General features: G+C 64.7%; 11 protein-coding genes. 7 read left to right on the top strand and 4 right to left on the bottom strand.

Features of this window, described 5'->3' with window-relative positions; genetic code table 11:
* Positions 1 to 9 precede the first annotated feature (9 nt).
* The 3 genes from GQ651_RS08620 to GQ651_RS08610 form a co-directional block, all read right to left on the bottom strand.
* Positions 10 to 1131, bottom strand: coding sequence for a pyridoxal phosphate-dependent aminotransferase (locus tag GQ651_RS08620; RefSeq protein WP_160763759.1), 1122 nt, complete (start codon positions 1129 to 1131; stop codon positions 10 to 12).
* A gap of 160 nt (positions 1132 to 1291) precedes the next feature.
* Complete coding sequence (locus GQ651_RS08615; RefSeq protein ID WP_160763758.1) at positions 1292 to 4456, bottom strand: valine--tRNA ligase; 3165 nt, start codon at positions 4454 to 4456, stop codon at positions 1292 to 1294.
* A 242-nt stretch (positions 4457 to 4698) separates the two neighbouring features.
* Positions 4699 to 5133: an Lrp/AsnC family transcriptional regulator gene (locus GQ651_RS08610; protein ID WP_406565454.1), complete on the bottom strand. Its 435-nt coding sequence runs from the start codon at positions 5131 to 5133 to the stop codon at positions 4699 to 4701.
* Positions 5134 to 5246: 113 nt separating this feature from the next.
* Here GQ651_RS08610 and GQ651_RS08605 point away from each other — a divergent pair, with 113 nt between their 5' ends.
* The 4 genes from GQ651_RS08605 to GQ651_RS08590 all read left to right on the top strand — a co-directional run bounded on the left by GQ651_RS08605 (position 5247) and on the right by GQ651_RS08590 (position 10302).
* Positions 5247 to 6383, top strand: coding sequence for a type III PLP-dependent enzyme (locus GQ651_RS08605; protein ID WP_160763757.1), 1137 nt, complete (start codon positions 5247 to 5249; stop codon positions 6381 to 6383).
* Positions 6384 to 6445: 62 nt separating this feature from the next.
* Positions 6446 to 8737 (top strand): xanthine dehydrogenase family protein molybdopterin-binding subunit, encoded by a 2292-nt coding sequence (locus tag GQ651_RS08600; protein WP_160763756.1) that lies wholly within the window; start codon positions 6446 to 6448, stop codon positions 8735 to 8737.
* Between the two features lie 117 nt (positions 8738 to 8854).
* Positions 8855 to 9922: a DUF2235 domain-containing protein gene (locus GQ651_RS08595; protein WP_160763755.1), complete on the top strand. Its 1068-nt coding sequence runs from the start codon at positions 8855 to 8857 to the stop codon at positions 9920 to 9922.
* A gap of 113 nt (positions 9923 to 10035) precedes the next feature.
* Positions 10036 to 10302: a hypothetical protein gene (locus GQ651_RS08590; protein WP_160763754.1), complete on the top strand. Its 267-nt coding sequence runs from the start codon at positions 10036 to 10038 to the stop codon at positions 10300 to 10302.
* A 37-nt stretch (positions 10303 to 10339) separates the two neighbouring features.
* Here the strand turns inward: GQ651_RS08590 and metF are convergent, their stop codons facing one another.
* The gene (gene metF, locus GQ651_RS08585; protein WP_160763753.1) at positions 10340 to 11209 is read right to left on the bottom strand and encodes a methylenetetrahydrofolate reductase [NAD(P)H]; all 870 of its coding nucleotides are present in this window, start codon (positions 11207 to 11209) and stop codon (positions 10340 to 10342) included.
* A gap of 94 nt (positions 11210 to 11303) precedes the next feature.
* Between metF and GQ651_RS08580 the strand changes: the two genes are divergently transcribed.
* The 3 genes from GQ651_RS08580 (at position 11304) to gndA (ending at position 14390) form a co-directional block, all read left to right on the top strand.
* Entirely contained in the window at positions 11304 to 12212 is a 909-nt protein-coding gene (locus GQ651_RS08580; RefSeq protein ID WP_160763752.1) for a LysR family transcriptional regulator, read from the top strand.
* 96 nt (positions 12213 to 12308) lie between these two features.
* The gene (locus GQ651_RS08575; RefSeq protein WP_160763751.1) at positions 12309 to 12923 is read left to right on the top strand and encodes a TetR/AcrR family transcriptional regulator; all 615 of its coding nucleotides are present in this window, start codon (positions 12309 to 12311) and stop codon (positions 12921 to 12923) included.
* A 63-nt stretch (positions 12924 to 12986) separates the two neighbouring features.
* Complete coding sequence (gene gndA / locus GQ651_RS08570) at positions 12987 to 14390, top strand: NADP-dependent phosphogluconate dehydrogenase (RefSeq protein WP_160763750.1); 1404 nt, start codon at positions 12987 to 12989, stop codon at positions 14388 to 14390.
* The last annotated feature ends 115 nt before the right edge of the window (positions 14391 to 14505 follow it).

Here is a 14505-nt window from a genome sequence, read left to right as displayed (position 1 = left end):
CGGCGGGATTCAGCCGTCGTTCATTGCGGATCCAGCTTCCGCCAGCGCCGGGGGCAGGGCTGCGGCGAAGCGGTCGAGGTCCTGATCCGTGCCGCAGCTGACCCGGATACAGCGATTGCCCGGCTCGGCGAAGGGCATCCGGATGAAAATGCCGCGCGCCACGAGCGCGTCGAGCACGGTCTTGGCGAATTCCGCGCCACGCCCGCAATCTATGGTGACGAAGTTCGTGGCGGATGGCAGGGGCGTCAGGCCGTTCTCTCGGGCGATGCCGGCGATCCGGTCGCGCGCTCTGGCGACCTCGGCTCGGACGATCTCCAGCCACTCGGTGTCGGCCAGCGCGGCGAGCGCTGCCTGCTGGCTGAGGCGGCCGATGCCGAAATGGTTGCGCACCTTCTCGAACGAGCGGATGACGCCAGCCTCTCCGATGGCGTAGCCGATCCGCATTCCGGCCATGCCATAGGCCTTCGAGAAGGTCCGCATCCGGATGACCTGCGGGTTCGACGTATCGATCAGCGGCGCGGTGCCGTCCGGAGCGAGTTCGATATAGGCCTCGTCGAGGACCAGAAGGCAGCCGTCGGGAAGGTCCGCGATCATGTCGTCGATGACTTGCGCGGGATGGTGGCTGCCCATCGGGTTGTCGGGGTTCGAGAGATAGATGAGCCGCGCCCCCGTTTCGGTCGCCGCTCGCAGAAGCGCCTCGGGGTCTTCATGGTCATCCCGAAACGGCACCTTGGTCAGCGTGCCGCCATAGCCTGCCACGTGGTAATTGAAGGTGGGGTAGGCCCCGTCCGAGGTCACGACAGAGACGCCCGGTTCGACATGGAGCCGGACAATCGAGTTCAGAAGTCCGTCGATGCCTGCGCCGCAGACGATCTCGGACATCTCGACTCCGTGATGCAGGGCAAGTGCGCGTCGGAGATCGTGGCTTTCGGGGTCGCCATACATCCAGACATCGGGGGCCGCGGCCTCGATGGCGCGGAGAACCTTGGGCGACGGGCCGTAGACGGATTCGTTCGCCCCGAGCCGCGCGGTGAAGGCGGTGCCCCGCTGACGCTCGGCGGCCTCGGGGCCGACGAAGGGGACGGTCGACGGAAGCGCCTCGGCGATCTTCGTCAGTTTCGCGCCGCTCATGGTTGCGCCCCGCTTCGCGGGTCGCGGTGGTCGGATGCCGGGACGGCGTCCGGACGGAATGCGGACGCATTCCGGTGCGCGGGTGCTGTCGCAGCCGCGCTGCCGGAGGGGCGCTGCCCCTCCGGACCTCCCCGGAGTTTTTTGACCAAGAAGAAGGCCATCAGGACACCTCGGCAAGGCGCGCGAGCGCTGTTTTCAGGCGCGTCTCTTCTTCCTCTTTTCCGGAGAGAAGCTCTTTCGTTTCCTCGACCACGTCATCCGGCGCGCTTTCGAGGAATTTCGGGTTGGAGAGCCGCCCTTTCAGCCCTCCCATTTCCTTGGCGAGCTTGCCGAGGCTCTTCTCGAGCCGCGCCTTTTCGGCGGCAATGTCGATCAGCCCTTCGAGGGGCAGCGCGAAAGTGCCCCCATGCACCGCGATGGTGGCCGAACCCTTGGGCGCGGCATCGGTGGAGGTGAGGCTTTCTATTCTTGCCTGGCGCAGAATCATCGCTTCGTTCCGCGCCCAGGCCGCTTCGCCTGTCTCGTCCAGCGCAAGTTTGAGAAGCGGCACCTTGGCGCCGGCGGGGACGTTCATCTCGCCCCGGACCGAGCGGACCTTTTCGATCAGGTCGATGACCCATGCCATTTCGGCATCGGCCTCGGTGTCGATCAGGTCGGCCCCATAGGTCGGCCAGTCGCCATGGATCAGGTGTTTCTCGCGCGTGGCGGACGCGCCCCAGAGCTCTTCGGTGATGAAGGGCATGAAGGGGTGGAGCATGATCAGAACCTGATCGAGTGCCCAGCCCATGACTGCGCGTGTTTCCTCGGCGGCGTCCGCGTCGAAGAGTGGTTTCGAGAACTCGAGATACCAGTCGCAGAACGTGCCCCATGTGAAGGCGTAGAGCGCGTTGGCGGCGTCGTTGAAGCGGAAGGCCGTCAGCGCCTCGTCCACGGCGGCCCGCGTCTTGGCGATCTCGCCCACGATCCACTTGTTCGCGGTCGCCTCGATGGGCTGTCCCGGCTGCCATCGCGCATGGCCGAAGACGCCGTTCATCTCGGCGAAGCGCGCGGCGTTCCAGAGCTTGGTGCCGAAGTTGCGGTAGCCTTGAATGCGCTGCGTGGAGAGCTTCAGGTCGCGGCCCATTGCGGCCATGGAAGTGAGCGTGAAGCGGACGGCATCGGCGCCGAATTCGTCGATCAGCTCCAGCGGGTCGAGCACGTTACCAAGTGATTTCGACATCTTCTTGCCCTTCTCGTCGCGGACAAGCGCGTGGACATAGACGGTGTCGAAGGGTCGTTCGCCCACGGTGGCGTATTGCATCATCATCATCCGGGCGACCCAGAAGAAGATGATGTCGAAGCCGGTGATGAGGACGGAGGTGGGGAAGTATTTCTTCAGCTCCTCGGTCTCCTCGGGCCAGCCGAGGGTGCCGATGGGCCAGAGGCCGGAGGAGAACCAGGTGTCGAGGACGTCGGGGTCGCGCCAGACCGGGTAGACCAGCTTCGTCGGGTCCTGATCCACCGTATAAGCCGCAAGGCTTTCGCTGATCGTGTCGATTGCTGTCGCGCGGTCCGCGACCTCGACCACGCGGGCGTGGTGAACGGGTGTCGGAAGGTCGGCAAGGACATCCCCGAAACGCTCTGCGACCTCGGCAAAGGACGCCGCCGCGTGGTGACGTTCGTCGCCCTTCAAAAGCGATTGGTCCGACAAAAGCCGCCGGAGTTCGACCTCGTCCAGCGCGCCGTCGCCTTCGTCGTCGGTGAACCCCGCCCCGGTCAGGTCGAAGCCGTACCAGACCGGGATCTGATGCCCCCACCAGAGCTGACGCGAGATGCACCACGGTTCGATGTTCTCGAGCCAGTTGAAGTACACTTTCTTATGCTGCTCGGGCAGGATGTCGGTCGTGCCGTTCCGCACCGCTTCCAGCGCCGGGCCGACGATCTTGGCAGTGTCGACGAACCACTGGTCGGTGAGCATGGGTTCGATGACGACTTTCGAGCGATCCCCGAAGGGCTGCATGATCTTCTTGGCCTCGACGAGGGGGACGAGGTTCTCGTCCTCGGTCCGCATCTCGCCGCCTTCGGAGGGCTCGACGGGCGCCTTGACGGCAGCCTTGCCGAGGCGCGGATCCGTTGCCTCGGTCATAACGGCCAGACCCTCGGAGGTGATCTGATCGATGACGCGCGTGCGCGCCTCGAAGCGGTCGAGACCGCGCAGATCGTCGGGGACGAGGTTGACCGCATCCGCCTCGGCCTCGGTCAGCATCGCCTCGCCTTTGGCGACGGAAATCGCCACGCCCGCCGCCTCGGCATAGGGTGCGCCGTCGTCGCGCATCGCACCTTTCGTGTCCATCAGGCGGTACATCGGGATGCCGCCGCGCTTGGCAACCTGATAGTCGTTGAAATCATGGGCGCCGGTGATCTTGACCGCGCCCGAGCCGAAAGTCGGGTCGGGGTACTCGTCGGTGATGATCGGGATAAGGCGGCGGTGCTCCTTCGGGCCGACCGGGATTTCGCAGAGCTTTCCGACGATGGGCGCATAGCGCTCGTCCGACGGGTGAACCGCGACCGCGCCATCGCCCAGCATCGTCTCGGGCCGGGTCGTGGCGATGGAGATATAGTCGCGGGTTTCGCGGAAGAGCTCGTTACCGTCTTCGTCGCGCTCGACATATTCATATGTCACCCCGTCCGCGAGCGGATACTTGAAGTGCCACATGTGGCCGTCGACTTCGATATTCTCGACTTCGAGGTCGGAAATCGCCGTCTCGAAATGCGGGTCCCAGTTCACCAGCCGCTTGCCGCGATAGATCAGGCCGTCCTCGTACATCTTGACGAAGACCTTGATGACGGCGTCGTGGAAATTGCCTTCCTCACCCGCAGGCGCGCCAGGAGCGCCCGACATGGTGAAGGCGTTTCGCGACCAGTCGCATGACGCACCGAGGCGCTTCAGTTGTTCGATGATCGTGCCGCCCGATTGGGCCTTCCACTCCCAGACCTTGGCGGTAAACGCCTCGCGTCCCATTTCGCGGCGGGAAGGCTGCTGGTGCCTGGCCAGTTCGCGTTCGACCACCATCTGCGTTGCGATGCCGGCATGGTCCTGACCCGGCTGCCAGAGCGTGTCGTGCCCGCGCATCCGGTGCCAGCGGATCAGGATGTCCTGCAACGTGTTGTTGAAGGCGTGGCCCATATGAAGGCTGCCGGTCACATTTGGGGGCGGGATCATGATCGAGAATGTCTCCGCGCCCGGCGCCGCGTTGGCCCCGGCCCTGAAGGCGCCGCTCTCTTCCCAGTCCTTGTAGATCCGCGCTTCCGCGTCCTCAGCGTTGAAGGTCTTTTCCATGGTCACATGCCTTTTTTGTCGGGCATCGTTTAGCCGGGCCGGAAGGCGAGGGGAACCCCCGGAGGCCATTCGGGACCACAGCCGCCAGGCCATTTCGGGGCTCCGCCCCCGCTCGTCCCTTCGGGCCGCGCTCCCCCGGAGTATTTCAGCCAAGAAGAAGCGCAAATTTGAGTAAAATTGTCTTCGCCTGTTCCAAAATATCCCGGGGGTGAGACCGGGCGAAGCATGGTCGAGGGGGCAGCGCCCCCTCAGCGGCGGTCGAGCTTGGTTGTCAGGTGGATCAGGCTTTCGGAATCGGTGACGCCGTCGATCTCGCCGATGGTGTCGAGGGCCTTGTCCAACTCTTCGGTCGTGCGGGCCGCGATGGTCACCAGAAGATCGATGCGGCCCGAGGTCGTGTGGACCGACTCGATCGAATCGATCTGCCTCAGCCGCGCCATGACCGCGACCAGCTTCCTCGGCTCGATCTCGAGAAGCGCGGACGCCCTGATCGGTCGTGCGCGGACCGCCGAACTGACCCGCACGGTGTAGCCCTCGATCGCGCCCGAGCTTTCCAGCCGCTCCAGCCGGGATTGCACCGTCGAGCGCGCGAGGTCGAGCCGCTTGGCGATGGCGGCCACCGGCGTGCGGGCGTTCTCCCTGAGGCAGCGCAGGATATCCCGATCAGTTTCGTCAATCTGTATCATATAGCCGTCTTATTGTCCGAAATGACCTGACATTACCTCAGAATGATACTGGTTTTCCACGGCCAAACAAGAGACTCTGCCGGTGTAACGCTTATTAGGACCCAACGCCGATGCGCCTGTCTCCCGCCCTCTGGTCGACCCCTGCCGCCTATCTCAACCACGCGGCGCCCGACCTGCCGGTGCTTTTCTTCTCGCCTGCCACGCTTCAGGACACGGCCAGGCGGTTCCTGGCGGGTTTTCCGGGGCTCGTGACTTATGCGGTCAAGGCCAATGACGGCGACGCGGTGCTCGACAACCTCATGACGGCCGGTATCGAGGCGTTCGACGTGGCGTCTCCCTTCGAGATGGAGAAAATCCGGGCCCGGAACCCTCGCGCGGTCCTGCACTACAACAACCCGGTCCGTTCCGAGGCCGAAATCCGCATCGCGCTCGGCTACGGCATGGCCTCTTGGTCCGTCGACGATCCGTTCGAACTGGACAAGCTCCTTGCCGCCGGCCTGCCCGATCGTACCGAGATCGCCGTCCGCCTCCGTCTACCGGTTGCAGGTGCGGCCTATCATTTCGGTGCGAAATTCGGCGCCGATCCGGACCTTGCCGTGGCGCTTCTCAAGCGCGTGGCAGAGGCGGGTTTTGTCCCGGCGATGACGTTCCACCCAGGCACGCAATGCGAGGCCGCGTCTGCATGGGTCACCTATATCGAGGCCTCCGCCGATGTGGCCCGCCGCGCCGGCGTCCGTCTTGCCCGTCTGAACGTGGGCGGCGGTTTCCCGTCGCACCGGACCGGTGACGCTCCGGCGCTCGAAGTGATCTTTGCCGCAATCGGCGAGGCTACGGCGCGCGCTTTCGGCGCGGACGCTCCGGCGCTGGTTTGCGAGCCGGGACGCGGGCTTGTGGCTGAGTCCTTCACGCTGGCCGCCCGGATCAAGGCTATCCGTCATGACGGCTCGGTCTTTCTGAACGACGGCATCTATGGCGGTCTGGCCGAGCTTCCGATCGTCGGCAATATCGACCGCATTACGGTTCTCGGCGAAGAGGGCTGGCGCACCGGCGCTGCGGTCGAACGGGTCGTCTTCGGCCCGACCTGCGACAGCCTCGACCGGCTGAAGGGCGCCGTGGGTCTGCCGGCTGATGCCCGTCCGGGCGACTATGTCGTCTTCCGCGGCCTCGGCGCATACTCGACGGCGACGGTCACCCGTTTCAACGGGTACGGCGCCATCGAGATCGTCACGACCGACTTTCCTGGCTGAACCCTCTGGACACGCCCCGCCGGCCCGCTAGGGTCCGGCGGGTAGCAGTCCCGAGGTGTCAGATGGAAAAGTTCGGCAAGGCGCAACCGGTCGCACGGTTCGAGGATCACCGCTTCGTCACGGGGCATGGACGGTACATCGACGATATCGCTCCCGAGGGTGCGCTTCACGCTGTCTTCGTGCGTTCGCAGGTGGCCCATGGTACGCTGGCGCCTGTAGACCTGACCGATGTGCGCGAGATGGACGGCGTCCGTCTGGCCGTCGCGGCCGAGGATCTGGACGAGCTTGGTGTCCGGAATTCCATGAAGGCGACGGTGGTCAAGAACCGCGACGGCACCAAGGGCGTCAAGACACTCCGGCCCATCCTCGCAACCGGGCGCGTCCGTTTCGTGGGCGAGCCAATCGCGTTGATCGTGGCGGACACTCTTGCCCAGGCCAAGGATGCCGCCGAGGCGGTCTTTGCCGAAATCGACGACCTGCCCGCCAAGGTGGACATCGCGCCGGGGGGCGAAACGCTCCACGAGAACGCGCCCGAAAACGTCGCCTTCACTTGGGGCAAGGGCGACGAGGACACCGTGAAGTCAGCAATCGCTGGCGCGGCCCATGTGGTACACACCCGTGTCGTGGACAACCGCATCATCGTGAATTCGATGGAGCCGCGCGGCTGCGTCGCGGACTGGGACGGTGAGCGGCTGCATTTCGGCTTTGGCGGTCAGGGTGTCTGGGGAACGCGCGACGAGCTGGCCAAGATGCTGGATCTGAAGAAAAAGCAGGTCCACGTGACCAATCCCGACGTCGGCGGCGGCTTCGGCATGAAGGGGATGGATTATCCCGAGTATTTCTCGATCGCAGGTGCAGCGCGTGCCCTTGGGCGCCCCATCCGCTGGATGAGTGAACGGACCGAGGCGATGCTCTCGGATAATGGCGGGCGCGACCTGATCTCGGACACCACGCTCGCGTTCGACGCCGACTTTCGCCTCGTGGCCTATCACGTCGAGACGGTCTGCAATCTCGGCGCCTACAACTCGCAATACGCCCAGCCGATCCAGACCGATCTGTTCCTCAAGGTCGCGACAGGTGTTTACGACCTGCGCACCGTGTCGCTGAACTGCCGGGGCATTTATACGAACACCACCCAGATCGACGCCTACCGTGGCGCAGGACGGCCCGAGGCGATCTTTGCGCTCGAGCGTTCGATGGACAACGCCGCGCGAACGCTCGGCGTCGATCCGCTGGACCTGAGGCGGCGGAATTTCATCAAGCCCGATCAGTTCCCCTACAAGACCGCGCTGGCCGAGACATATGACGTCGGCGATTTCGAGCGGGTGCTGGACCGGGTTGCCAGGGAAGCCGACCTTGCCGGTTTCGCAGCGCGCCGGGCCGCGTCCGAGGCAAAGGGAAAGCTCAGAGGGCAGGGGCTTTGCTACTACATCGAGAGCATTCTGGGCGACAAGGAAGAGACCTCGGCCATCGAATATGGCGATAACGGCAAGGTAAGGCTCTATGTCGGCACCCAGTCGAACGGGCAGGGCCACGAGACGGTCTATGCCACCTTCCTGTCGGACCAGACGGGCATCCCCGTAGAGGCGATCGAGATCGTTCAGGGCGACAGCGATCTGATCAAGGAAGGCGGCGGCACCGGCGGGTCGCGCTCGGTCACGGTGCAGAACACCGCGACGCTTGCCACGGTCGAGACGATGACCAGGGCATTCCAGTCCTATCTGGCCGAGAAGACCGGCGAGGACGGGATCGAGTTCGATGACGAGCGCTTCCGCATCCCCGGATCGAACGAGACGCCGACCATGCTGGACGTGGCCGCAATGGCGCGCGCCGACGGGCGCGAGGATCTGCTCCGCTTTCAGGAAAAGATCGAACTTGAAAGCCGCTCCTTCCCGAACGGCGCGCATATCGCCGAGGTCGAAATCGACCCTGAGACCGGGCTGGTGAGCGTCGACCGCTACACCGTCACCGACGATTTCGGAAACCTGATCAACCCGATGCTGGCCGAGGGTCAGGTGCACGGCGGCGTGGCGCAGGGGATCGGCCAGGCGCTGACCGAGCGCGTCGTCTATGACGGCGAAGGTCAGCTTCTGACGGCGACCTTCATGGATTACGCCATGCCGCGCGCCTATGACCTGCCGATGATCGGCTTCACGACCGAGCCAGTGCCCTCTACGACCAACCCGATGGGGATGAAGGGCTGTGGCGAGGCGGGGACGGTGGGCGCGCTTGCCGCCATCGCGAACGCCATGGCAGATGCCTTCTCCACCCGCGGGCTGGACGCGCCCGACATGCCGTTCACGCCCGAGAGGGTGTGGCAGGCGCTACAGCAGGAAGCGATCGCCGCCGAGTAACATTGCTCTCGAAGGCTTGACACTCTGTTTCGTTTACTGGGGCCGTCCGGCACCCTATCTCTTTGGGATGAGCGGGCGTTTTGAATATAGCCCAATGGGCCGGACAGTCGGGCGAAGATGAGCGTCGCCGCCCGCCTCCGCGACCTTCTGGGTCTGTTCCGGCGTACAGAGCGCAGTCAGACCACGTCATCCCGCGGGCCGGTGTCTCATGTCATCCTTCTCGACGGGACGATGTCGTCGCTCGATCCCGGTGAAGAGACGAATGTCGGCCTTATCTACAAGCTGATCGACGAGGCCGCCGAGAACGGGCAGGTGGGCCTGTATTACGAGGCGGGCGTGCAATGGACCGACTGGTCGGCCACGCTGGATGTTATCGAGGGGCGTGGCATCAACCGCCAGATACGGCGTGCCTATGGCTGGCTTGCCTCGCGCTATCGTCCGGGGGACGCAATCTACTTGATCGGCTTCTCGCGCGGCGCCTTCGCCGCGCGTTCGCTCGCGGGTGTGATTGGGCGCGTGGGTCTTTTGCGACGGGATTGCGCGACCGAGCGGATGGTGCGGGACGCGTACCGGCACTACGAGCTTGAGAGCGACCCTGAACTGACCGCGTATTTCCGGGACCATTATTGCTATCCCGAGACGCCGATCGAGGCGGTGGCGGTCTTTGATACGGTCAAGGCTCTGGGTTTCCGCGCACCTTTCATCTGGAAATGGGCCGAGGTGAAGCACGCTTTCCATGATGACCGGCTGGGGGCACATGTGCGGCACGGATTCCACGCCGTTGCGTTGGACGAGACGCGCGAGGCCTTCGCGCCCGTTCTATGGACCACGCCGGACGATTTCGACGGCCATGTCGAGCAGGTCTGGTTTCCGGGCAGCCATGGCGATGTGGGCGGCCAGTTGACCGGCTTCGCCGATGCGCGGCCCTTCGCGAATATCTCGCTGGTCTGGATGCTGGAGCGGCTGGAGAGGTGCAGCCTGCCGCTACCCGCCGACTGGCGCCTGCGCCATCCAACCGACGCCGACGCGCCCCGTGTGGGGTCGTGGCGCGGCTGGGGGCGGTTCTTTCTGGCGCGCCGCCGACGCGTTGTGGGTCGCGACAAGAGCGAGGCTTTGCACCCGACCGCCGAGGATCGCAAGGACCGTCTGGGCCTTCCGGTCAGCGAACGTCTTGCCCTGAACTGAACAAGCGGTTGCCGTTGCCGCAAACACCGTTATATCCCCCCACGAGGTCATACTTGGTGGGGTAGTAGGTGGTTCGAATTCGGTCCAGGGTAACCCGCTGTTTTACATATGTTTTGCTGACGTTCGGCGTGGCCGGTCCGACTGCTGCGGCAACTGTCGATGGCAGAAACGCAGCCTATCTTCGATCGGAACTGGTCACGGATTTTCTCGCCACCGGCGAGGCAGACGAACCAGCGCAGATGCCCTTCGATCTCGGAGTTTTCTACCAGATCGTCCGGGCGGTCTTTCCGCAGGGCGCGGATATGCTCTGGACGGAAGTATCCGGAGAACTGCCGGAGCCATCAGCACCGGCGTTCCGATTCTTCGACGTCGGTGGATAACCGGCACAGCACGGTGTGAGGTGCCGGCCAGACTGGTTCAGGCAACTTTCTGAAGCGTCGCGGCAGGTGCAAGACCAAGCGCGTGCGCCACGTCGCGGGTCAGGTCGGGGCGGTTCAGCGTGTAGAAATGCAGGTGCTCCACGCCGCCCTCGATCAGGTCGGTGCAAAGCTCGGTCGCAACCGCAGTCGCCAACAGTTCGACCCTGTCGTCGCGGGTCGCCGCCTCAAACGCCTGTGCCAGCGTCTCGGGGATATGCGCGCCGCAACGGGCGGCGAATTTCTGAACGCCTTCCCAGGACTGGATCGGCAGGATGCCGGGAAGGATCGGCGCGCTGATGCCGGCATCGACCGCGCGGTCGCGGAAGCGGAAGAAGGTCTCGGCCTCGAAGAAGAATTGCGTGATCGCGCCGGTCGCGCCAGCGTCAATCTTGCGCTTCAGCCAGCGGACGTCGGCATCCGGGTCGCTCGCTTCGGGGTGCGGATCGGGATAGGCGCCGACGAGGATCTCGTCGAAAAGACCCGTTTCGGCCAACGCGGCCACAAGCTCGGTCGAGTCCGCGAAACCGTCGGGGTGCGGCACGAAACGCTCGGCGCCCTTCGGCGGGTCGCCACGAAGCGCGACGATCTTGGTGACACCGGCTTCGGCATAGCTTCTGGCGATCTCCAGCGTTTCGTCGCGGGTCGCGTCCACGCAGGTCAGATGCGCCGCCACGTTCAGCCCCGCATGCTTGCCGATGGTCTTGACCGCATCGTGGGTCAGGTCACGCGTCGTGCCGCCTGCGCCATAGGTGACCGACACGAAGGACGGGTCCAGATGGGCCAGCGCATTCATCGTGTCCCAAAGGCGGAAGGACGCCTCGAGCGATTGCGGCGGGAAGAACTCGAAAGAAACTGTGGGCGCGGCCATGTCTGTTGGACTCCTGTAAGACAGCCTCTTGTCTCACAGTACCAAGCATGAAACAAATTCATAAAACTAAAGTTCATTATGAGCAGAACCGCGAATGCATATCGAGTTCCGTCATCTCAGAACGATCCGCGCCATTCACCAAGCAGGTGGGCTGGCGCGTGCTGCCGACCTTCTGAACATCACGCAATCGGCCCTCAGCCATCAGGTGAAAGGCCTTGAAGATCAGGTGGGTGTCGAGCTTTTCGTGCGGCGCTCGAAACCCCTGAAACTCAGCGCCGCGGGGCAGCGCCTGCTGGCGCTGGCCGAGCGGATCATCCCCGAGATGGAAGCGCTGGAAGAGGATTTCCGCAACCTCAAGACCGGCAAGACCGGGCGGTTGCATATCGCGGTTGAATGCCACGCCTGTTTCGAGTGGCTGTTCCCCGTCCTCGAAGAGTTCCGCAAGGCCTGGCCCGAGGTGGATGTCGACATCCGCCCCGGCCTCGCCTTTGGCGCGCTTCCGGCGCTGGAGCGGGAAGAGGTCGACCTTGTGGTGTCGTCCGACCCTGAAACGATCCGGGGCGTCGAGTTCCGTCCGCTTTTCGACTATGAACCGGTGTTCGTGGCCTCCGCCCAGCATCCGCTGGCCGAAAAGAAATTCGTCGTGGCCGAGGATTTCCGAGACGAGCTTCTGATCACCTATCCGGTGGACCGTTCGCGGCTGGACGTGTTCACCGAGCTTCTCACGCCTGCCAAGGTCGAACCGCGCGCGGTCCGGCAGGTGGAACTGACCGCCGTGATCCTGCTTCTGGTGGCGTCCAACCGGGGCGTGGCGGTGCTGCCCGACTGGGTGGTTCGAGAGGTGCGCTATCATTCGGACTATGTGACCCGGCCCCTGACCGAGGACGGGGTTACAAAGCGCCTGTACGCCGCCATCCGCAGTGACGACGCGGCCAAGCCGTTCATGGCGCATCTTCTCAAGCTGGCCCGCAAAATCCCGGTCCAACTGCAGCGCGGCGGCTGAGAGACCGCGAAACCCATTGTTTCCCAATAGGTATTTGCCTTGCGCACCCCTCCTGCGGATACTCCTGACCGTTGGTAAGGGGTTAGGGCTGGAATCATGCCGAAGCGTAATGGTGAAATGGTCGAGCGCATTCTTGCCGTTGCGCGCGACATCGTCCGCGAGGACGGGCCGGACAACCTGACGTTCGACCGCGTGGCGGCGCGGGTCGGGGTTTCGAAACAGGCGATCATCTACTGGTTTCCGAACAAGGCGCGCCTAGTCGAAGCACTGGTGCGCCCCGCGCTTGAGGCCGAGGCGGCGGCGGGCAAGGCGGCGCTGCGCGCAGACACCACAAACGCGGGCCATGCGATCCGCGCCTTCGTCGAGGCGCTGGCCGCCTTTCACGTCTCGGATCTCGACAGATTCCGACTGATGTATGTCACCCCGCAGATCGGGCAGCGCCCGGGACGTTCGGGCGCCATGCTCACCACGCTCGGCCGCATCCACCCCGCCACCACCGAAATGTACGACGCGCTGGCCGAACGGCTCGTCGCGGCAGGGCGATATGGCCGGGTCATCGACGCGCGCCGTGCGGCGACGGCCATTCACACCGCGCTTCTCGGCCTGCTTCTGAGAATGGCGATGGCCGACACGCTGGATGCGCCGCTCCGGCACCGGGATCACGCCCTGATCGACGCGCTTCTCGGCGTGCTCACGCCCGAGGCCGCCTGAGCGGCCCCTTGCAGCCTCCCTGATTGCCGCCTACCTCCTCGGTAACGACGGAAAGGACGGCAGATGGCGCGGATCGGAGTGACGGGACTGGGAACGATGGGCGCGGCACTGGCGCTCAACATGGCGGATCGCGGGTTCGACGTGGCGGTGCACAACAGAACCGAAGCCGTGGTCGATGAGTTCATGGAAGGAACCGGCTCTCTCTCGGATCGCTTCACGCCCGTGAAAAGCCTTGAAGCCCTGGTCGACGCGCTGACGCCGCCCCGCGCGGTTCTGATCATGGTGAAGGCGGGCGACCCCGTCGATGCCGTGATCGACGCGCTTGTTCCGCTGCTCGACAAGGGCGACCTAATCATTGACGCGGGCAACGCCGACTTCAACGACACGCGCCGCCGTACTGCGCGCGTGACCGACGAGGGCATCGGCTTTCTCGGCATGGGCGTCTCGGGCGGGGAAGAGGGCGCGCGGCACGGCCCGTCCATCATGGTGGGCGGCACCGAAGACCTGTACCGCCCCGTGCAGGACATCATCGAGGCCATCGCCGCGCGTTATCAGGACGACCCTTGCGCGGCGTGGCTCGGTCCGGACGGGGCGGGTCATTTCGTCAAAACCGTTCATAACGGCATCGAATATGCCGACATGCAGTTCATTGCCGAGGTCTTTGGCATCCTGAACGCCTCAGGCCGCAGCTATGCCGATCAGGCCGACCTCTTTGCCGAGTGGAACGGTGGGCCGCTGCAGTCTTACCTCATCGAGATCACCGCCGAAATTCTCCGGGCGCGTGACAGCGAGACGGGCGCGCCTGTGCTGGATGTCATCGTCGACAAGGCGGGGCAGAAGGGCACCGGACGCTGGACAGTGATCGAGGCGCTGAAGCTCGGCCAGTCCGCGACCGCGATCGAGGCGGCCGTCGCCGCGCGGTCGTGGTCAGCCGAGGCCGACGCTAGAGCCAAGGCCGAAGAGACCTATCCGACCGGCACGACCCGCATGTCCCACGTTCTGGATGGCGACCTTGAGAAGGCACTCCTGGCGGCACGGATGATCGGCTACGGGCAGGGCTTTGCGCTTCTGAGCGCAGCCTCGCGGCATTTCGACTGGTCGCTGGACCTGGCCCGGATCGCTGAAATCTGGCGCGCGGGCTGCATTATCCGATCAAGCCTTCTGGACGATATCTCGAGCGCCGCGCGTGACGGTTTGCCCCATGACCAGCTCATCCTCGCCCCCGGCATCGCGCCCCGGCTGGCCGACGCCGTTGAGGGGCTGAGGCGCGTCGTTCTGGCGTCGATGGAAGAAGGTGTGCCCGTTCCCGGGCTGGCTGCGGCGCTGTCCTATTTCGACACCTACCGGCGGGCGCGCGGAACAACGAACATGATTCAGGCGCAGCGCGACTTCTTCGGCCGCCACGGTTTCGAACGCCGGGATCGTGACGGCACCGGTTTCCACGGACCCTGGGCCGAAAGCGACTAGCCCGCGAGGCCAAGGGTTCGCAGCCCGTTCATTATTGGCCCCCCAAGTATCCCGGGGTTTGGGGCAGAGCCTCAATCCGCCCGTTCGACCGGGCACTGGGGTATTTTCACCTTGC

Source organism: Kangsaoukella pontilimi, from assembly GCF_009830125.1.
Taxonomy (GTDB): domain Bacteria; phylum Pseudomonadota; class Alphaproteobacteria; order Rhodobacterales; family Rhodobacteraceae; genus Kangsaoukella; species Kangsaoukella pontilimi.
Note: the sequence above shows the minus strand (reverse complement) of the source record. Positions and strands in the feature narration are given on the sequence as shown.

Coding starts and splice junctions, on each gene's coding strand:
- GQ651_RS08605 (WP_160763757.1), top strand. CDS start 5,247: ATGCGCCTGTCTCCCGCCCTCTGGTCGACCCCTGCCGCCTATCTCAAC.
- metF (WP_160763753.1), bottom strand. CDS start 11,209: ATGGCCGCGCCCACAGTTTCTTTCGAGTTCTTCCCGCCGCAATCGCTC.
- GQ651_RS08575 (WP_160763751.1), top strand. CDS start 12,309: ATGCCGAAGCGTAATGGTGAAATGGTCGAGCGCATTCTTGCCGTTGCG.
- GQ651_RS08580 (WP_160763752.1), top strand. CDS start 11,304: ATGCATATCGAGTTCCGTCATCTCAGAACGATCCGCGCCATTCACCAA.
- gndA (WP_160763750.1), top strand. CDS start 12,987: ATGGCGCGGATCGGAGTGACGGGACTGGGAACGATGGGCGCGGCACTG.
- GQ651_RS08600 (WP_160763756.1), top strand. CDS start 6,446: ATGGAAAAGTTCGGCAAGGCGCAACCGGTCGCACGGTTCGAGGATCAC.
- GQ651_RS08620 (WP_160763759.1), bottom strand. CDS start 1,131: ATGAGCGGCGCGAAACTGACGAAGATCGCCGAGGCGCTTCCGTCGACC.
- GQ651_RS08595 (WP_160763755.1), top strand. CDS start 8,855: ATGAGCGTCGCCGCCCGCCTCCGCGACCTTCTGGGTCTGTTCCGGCGT.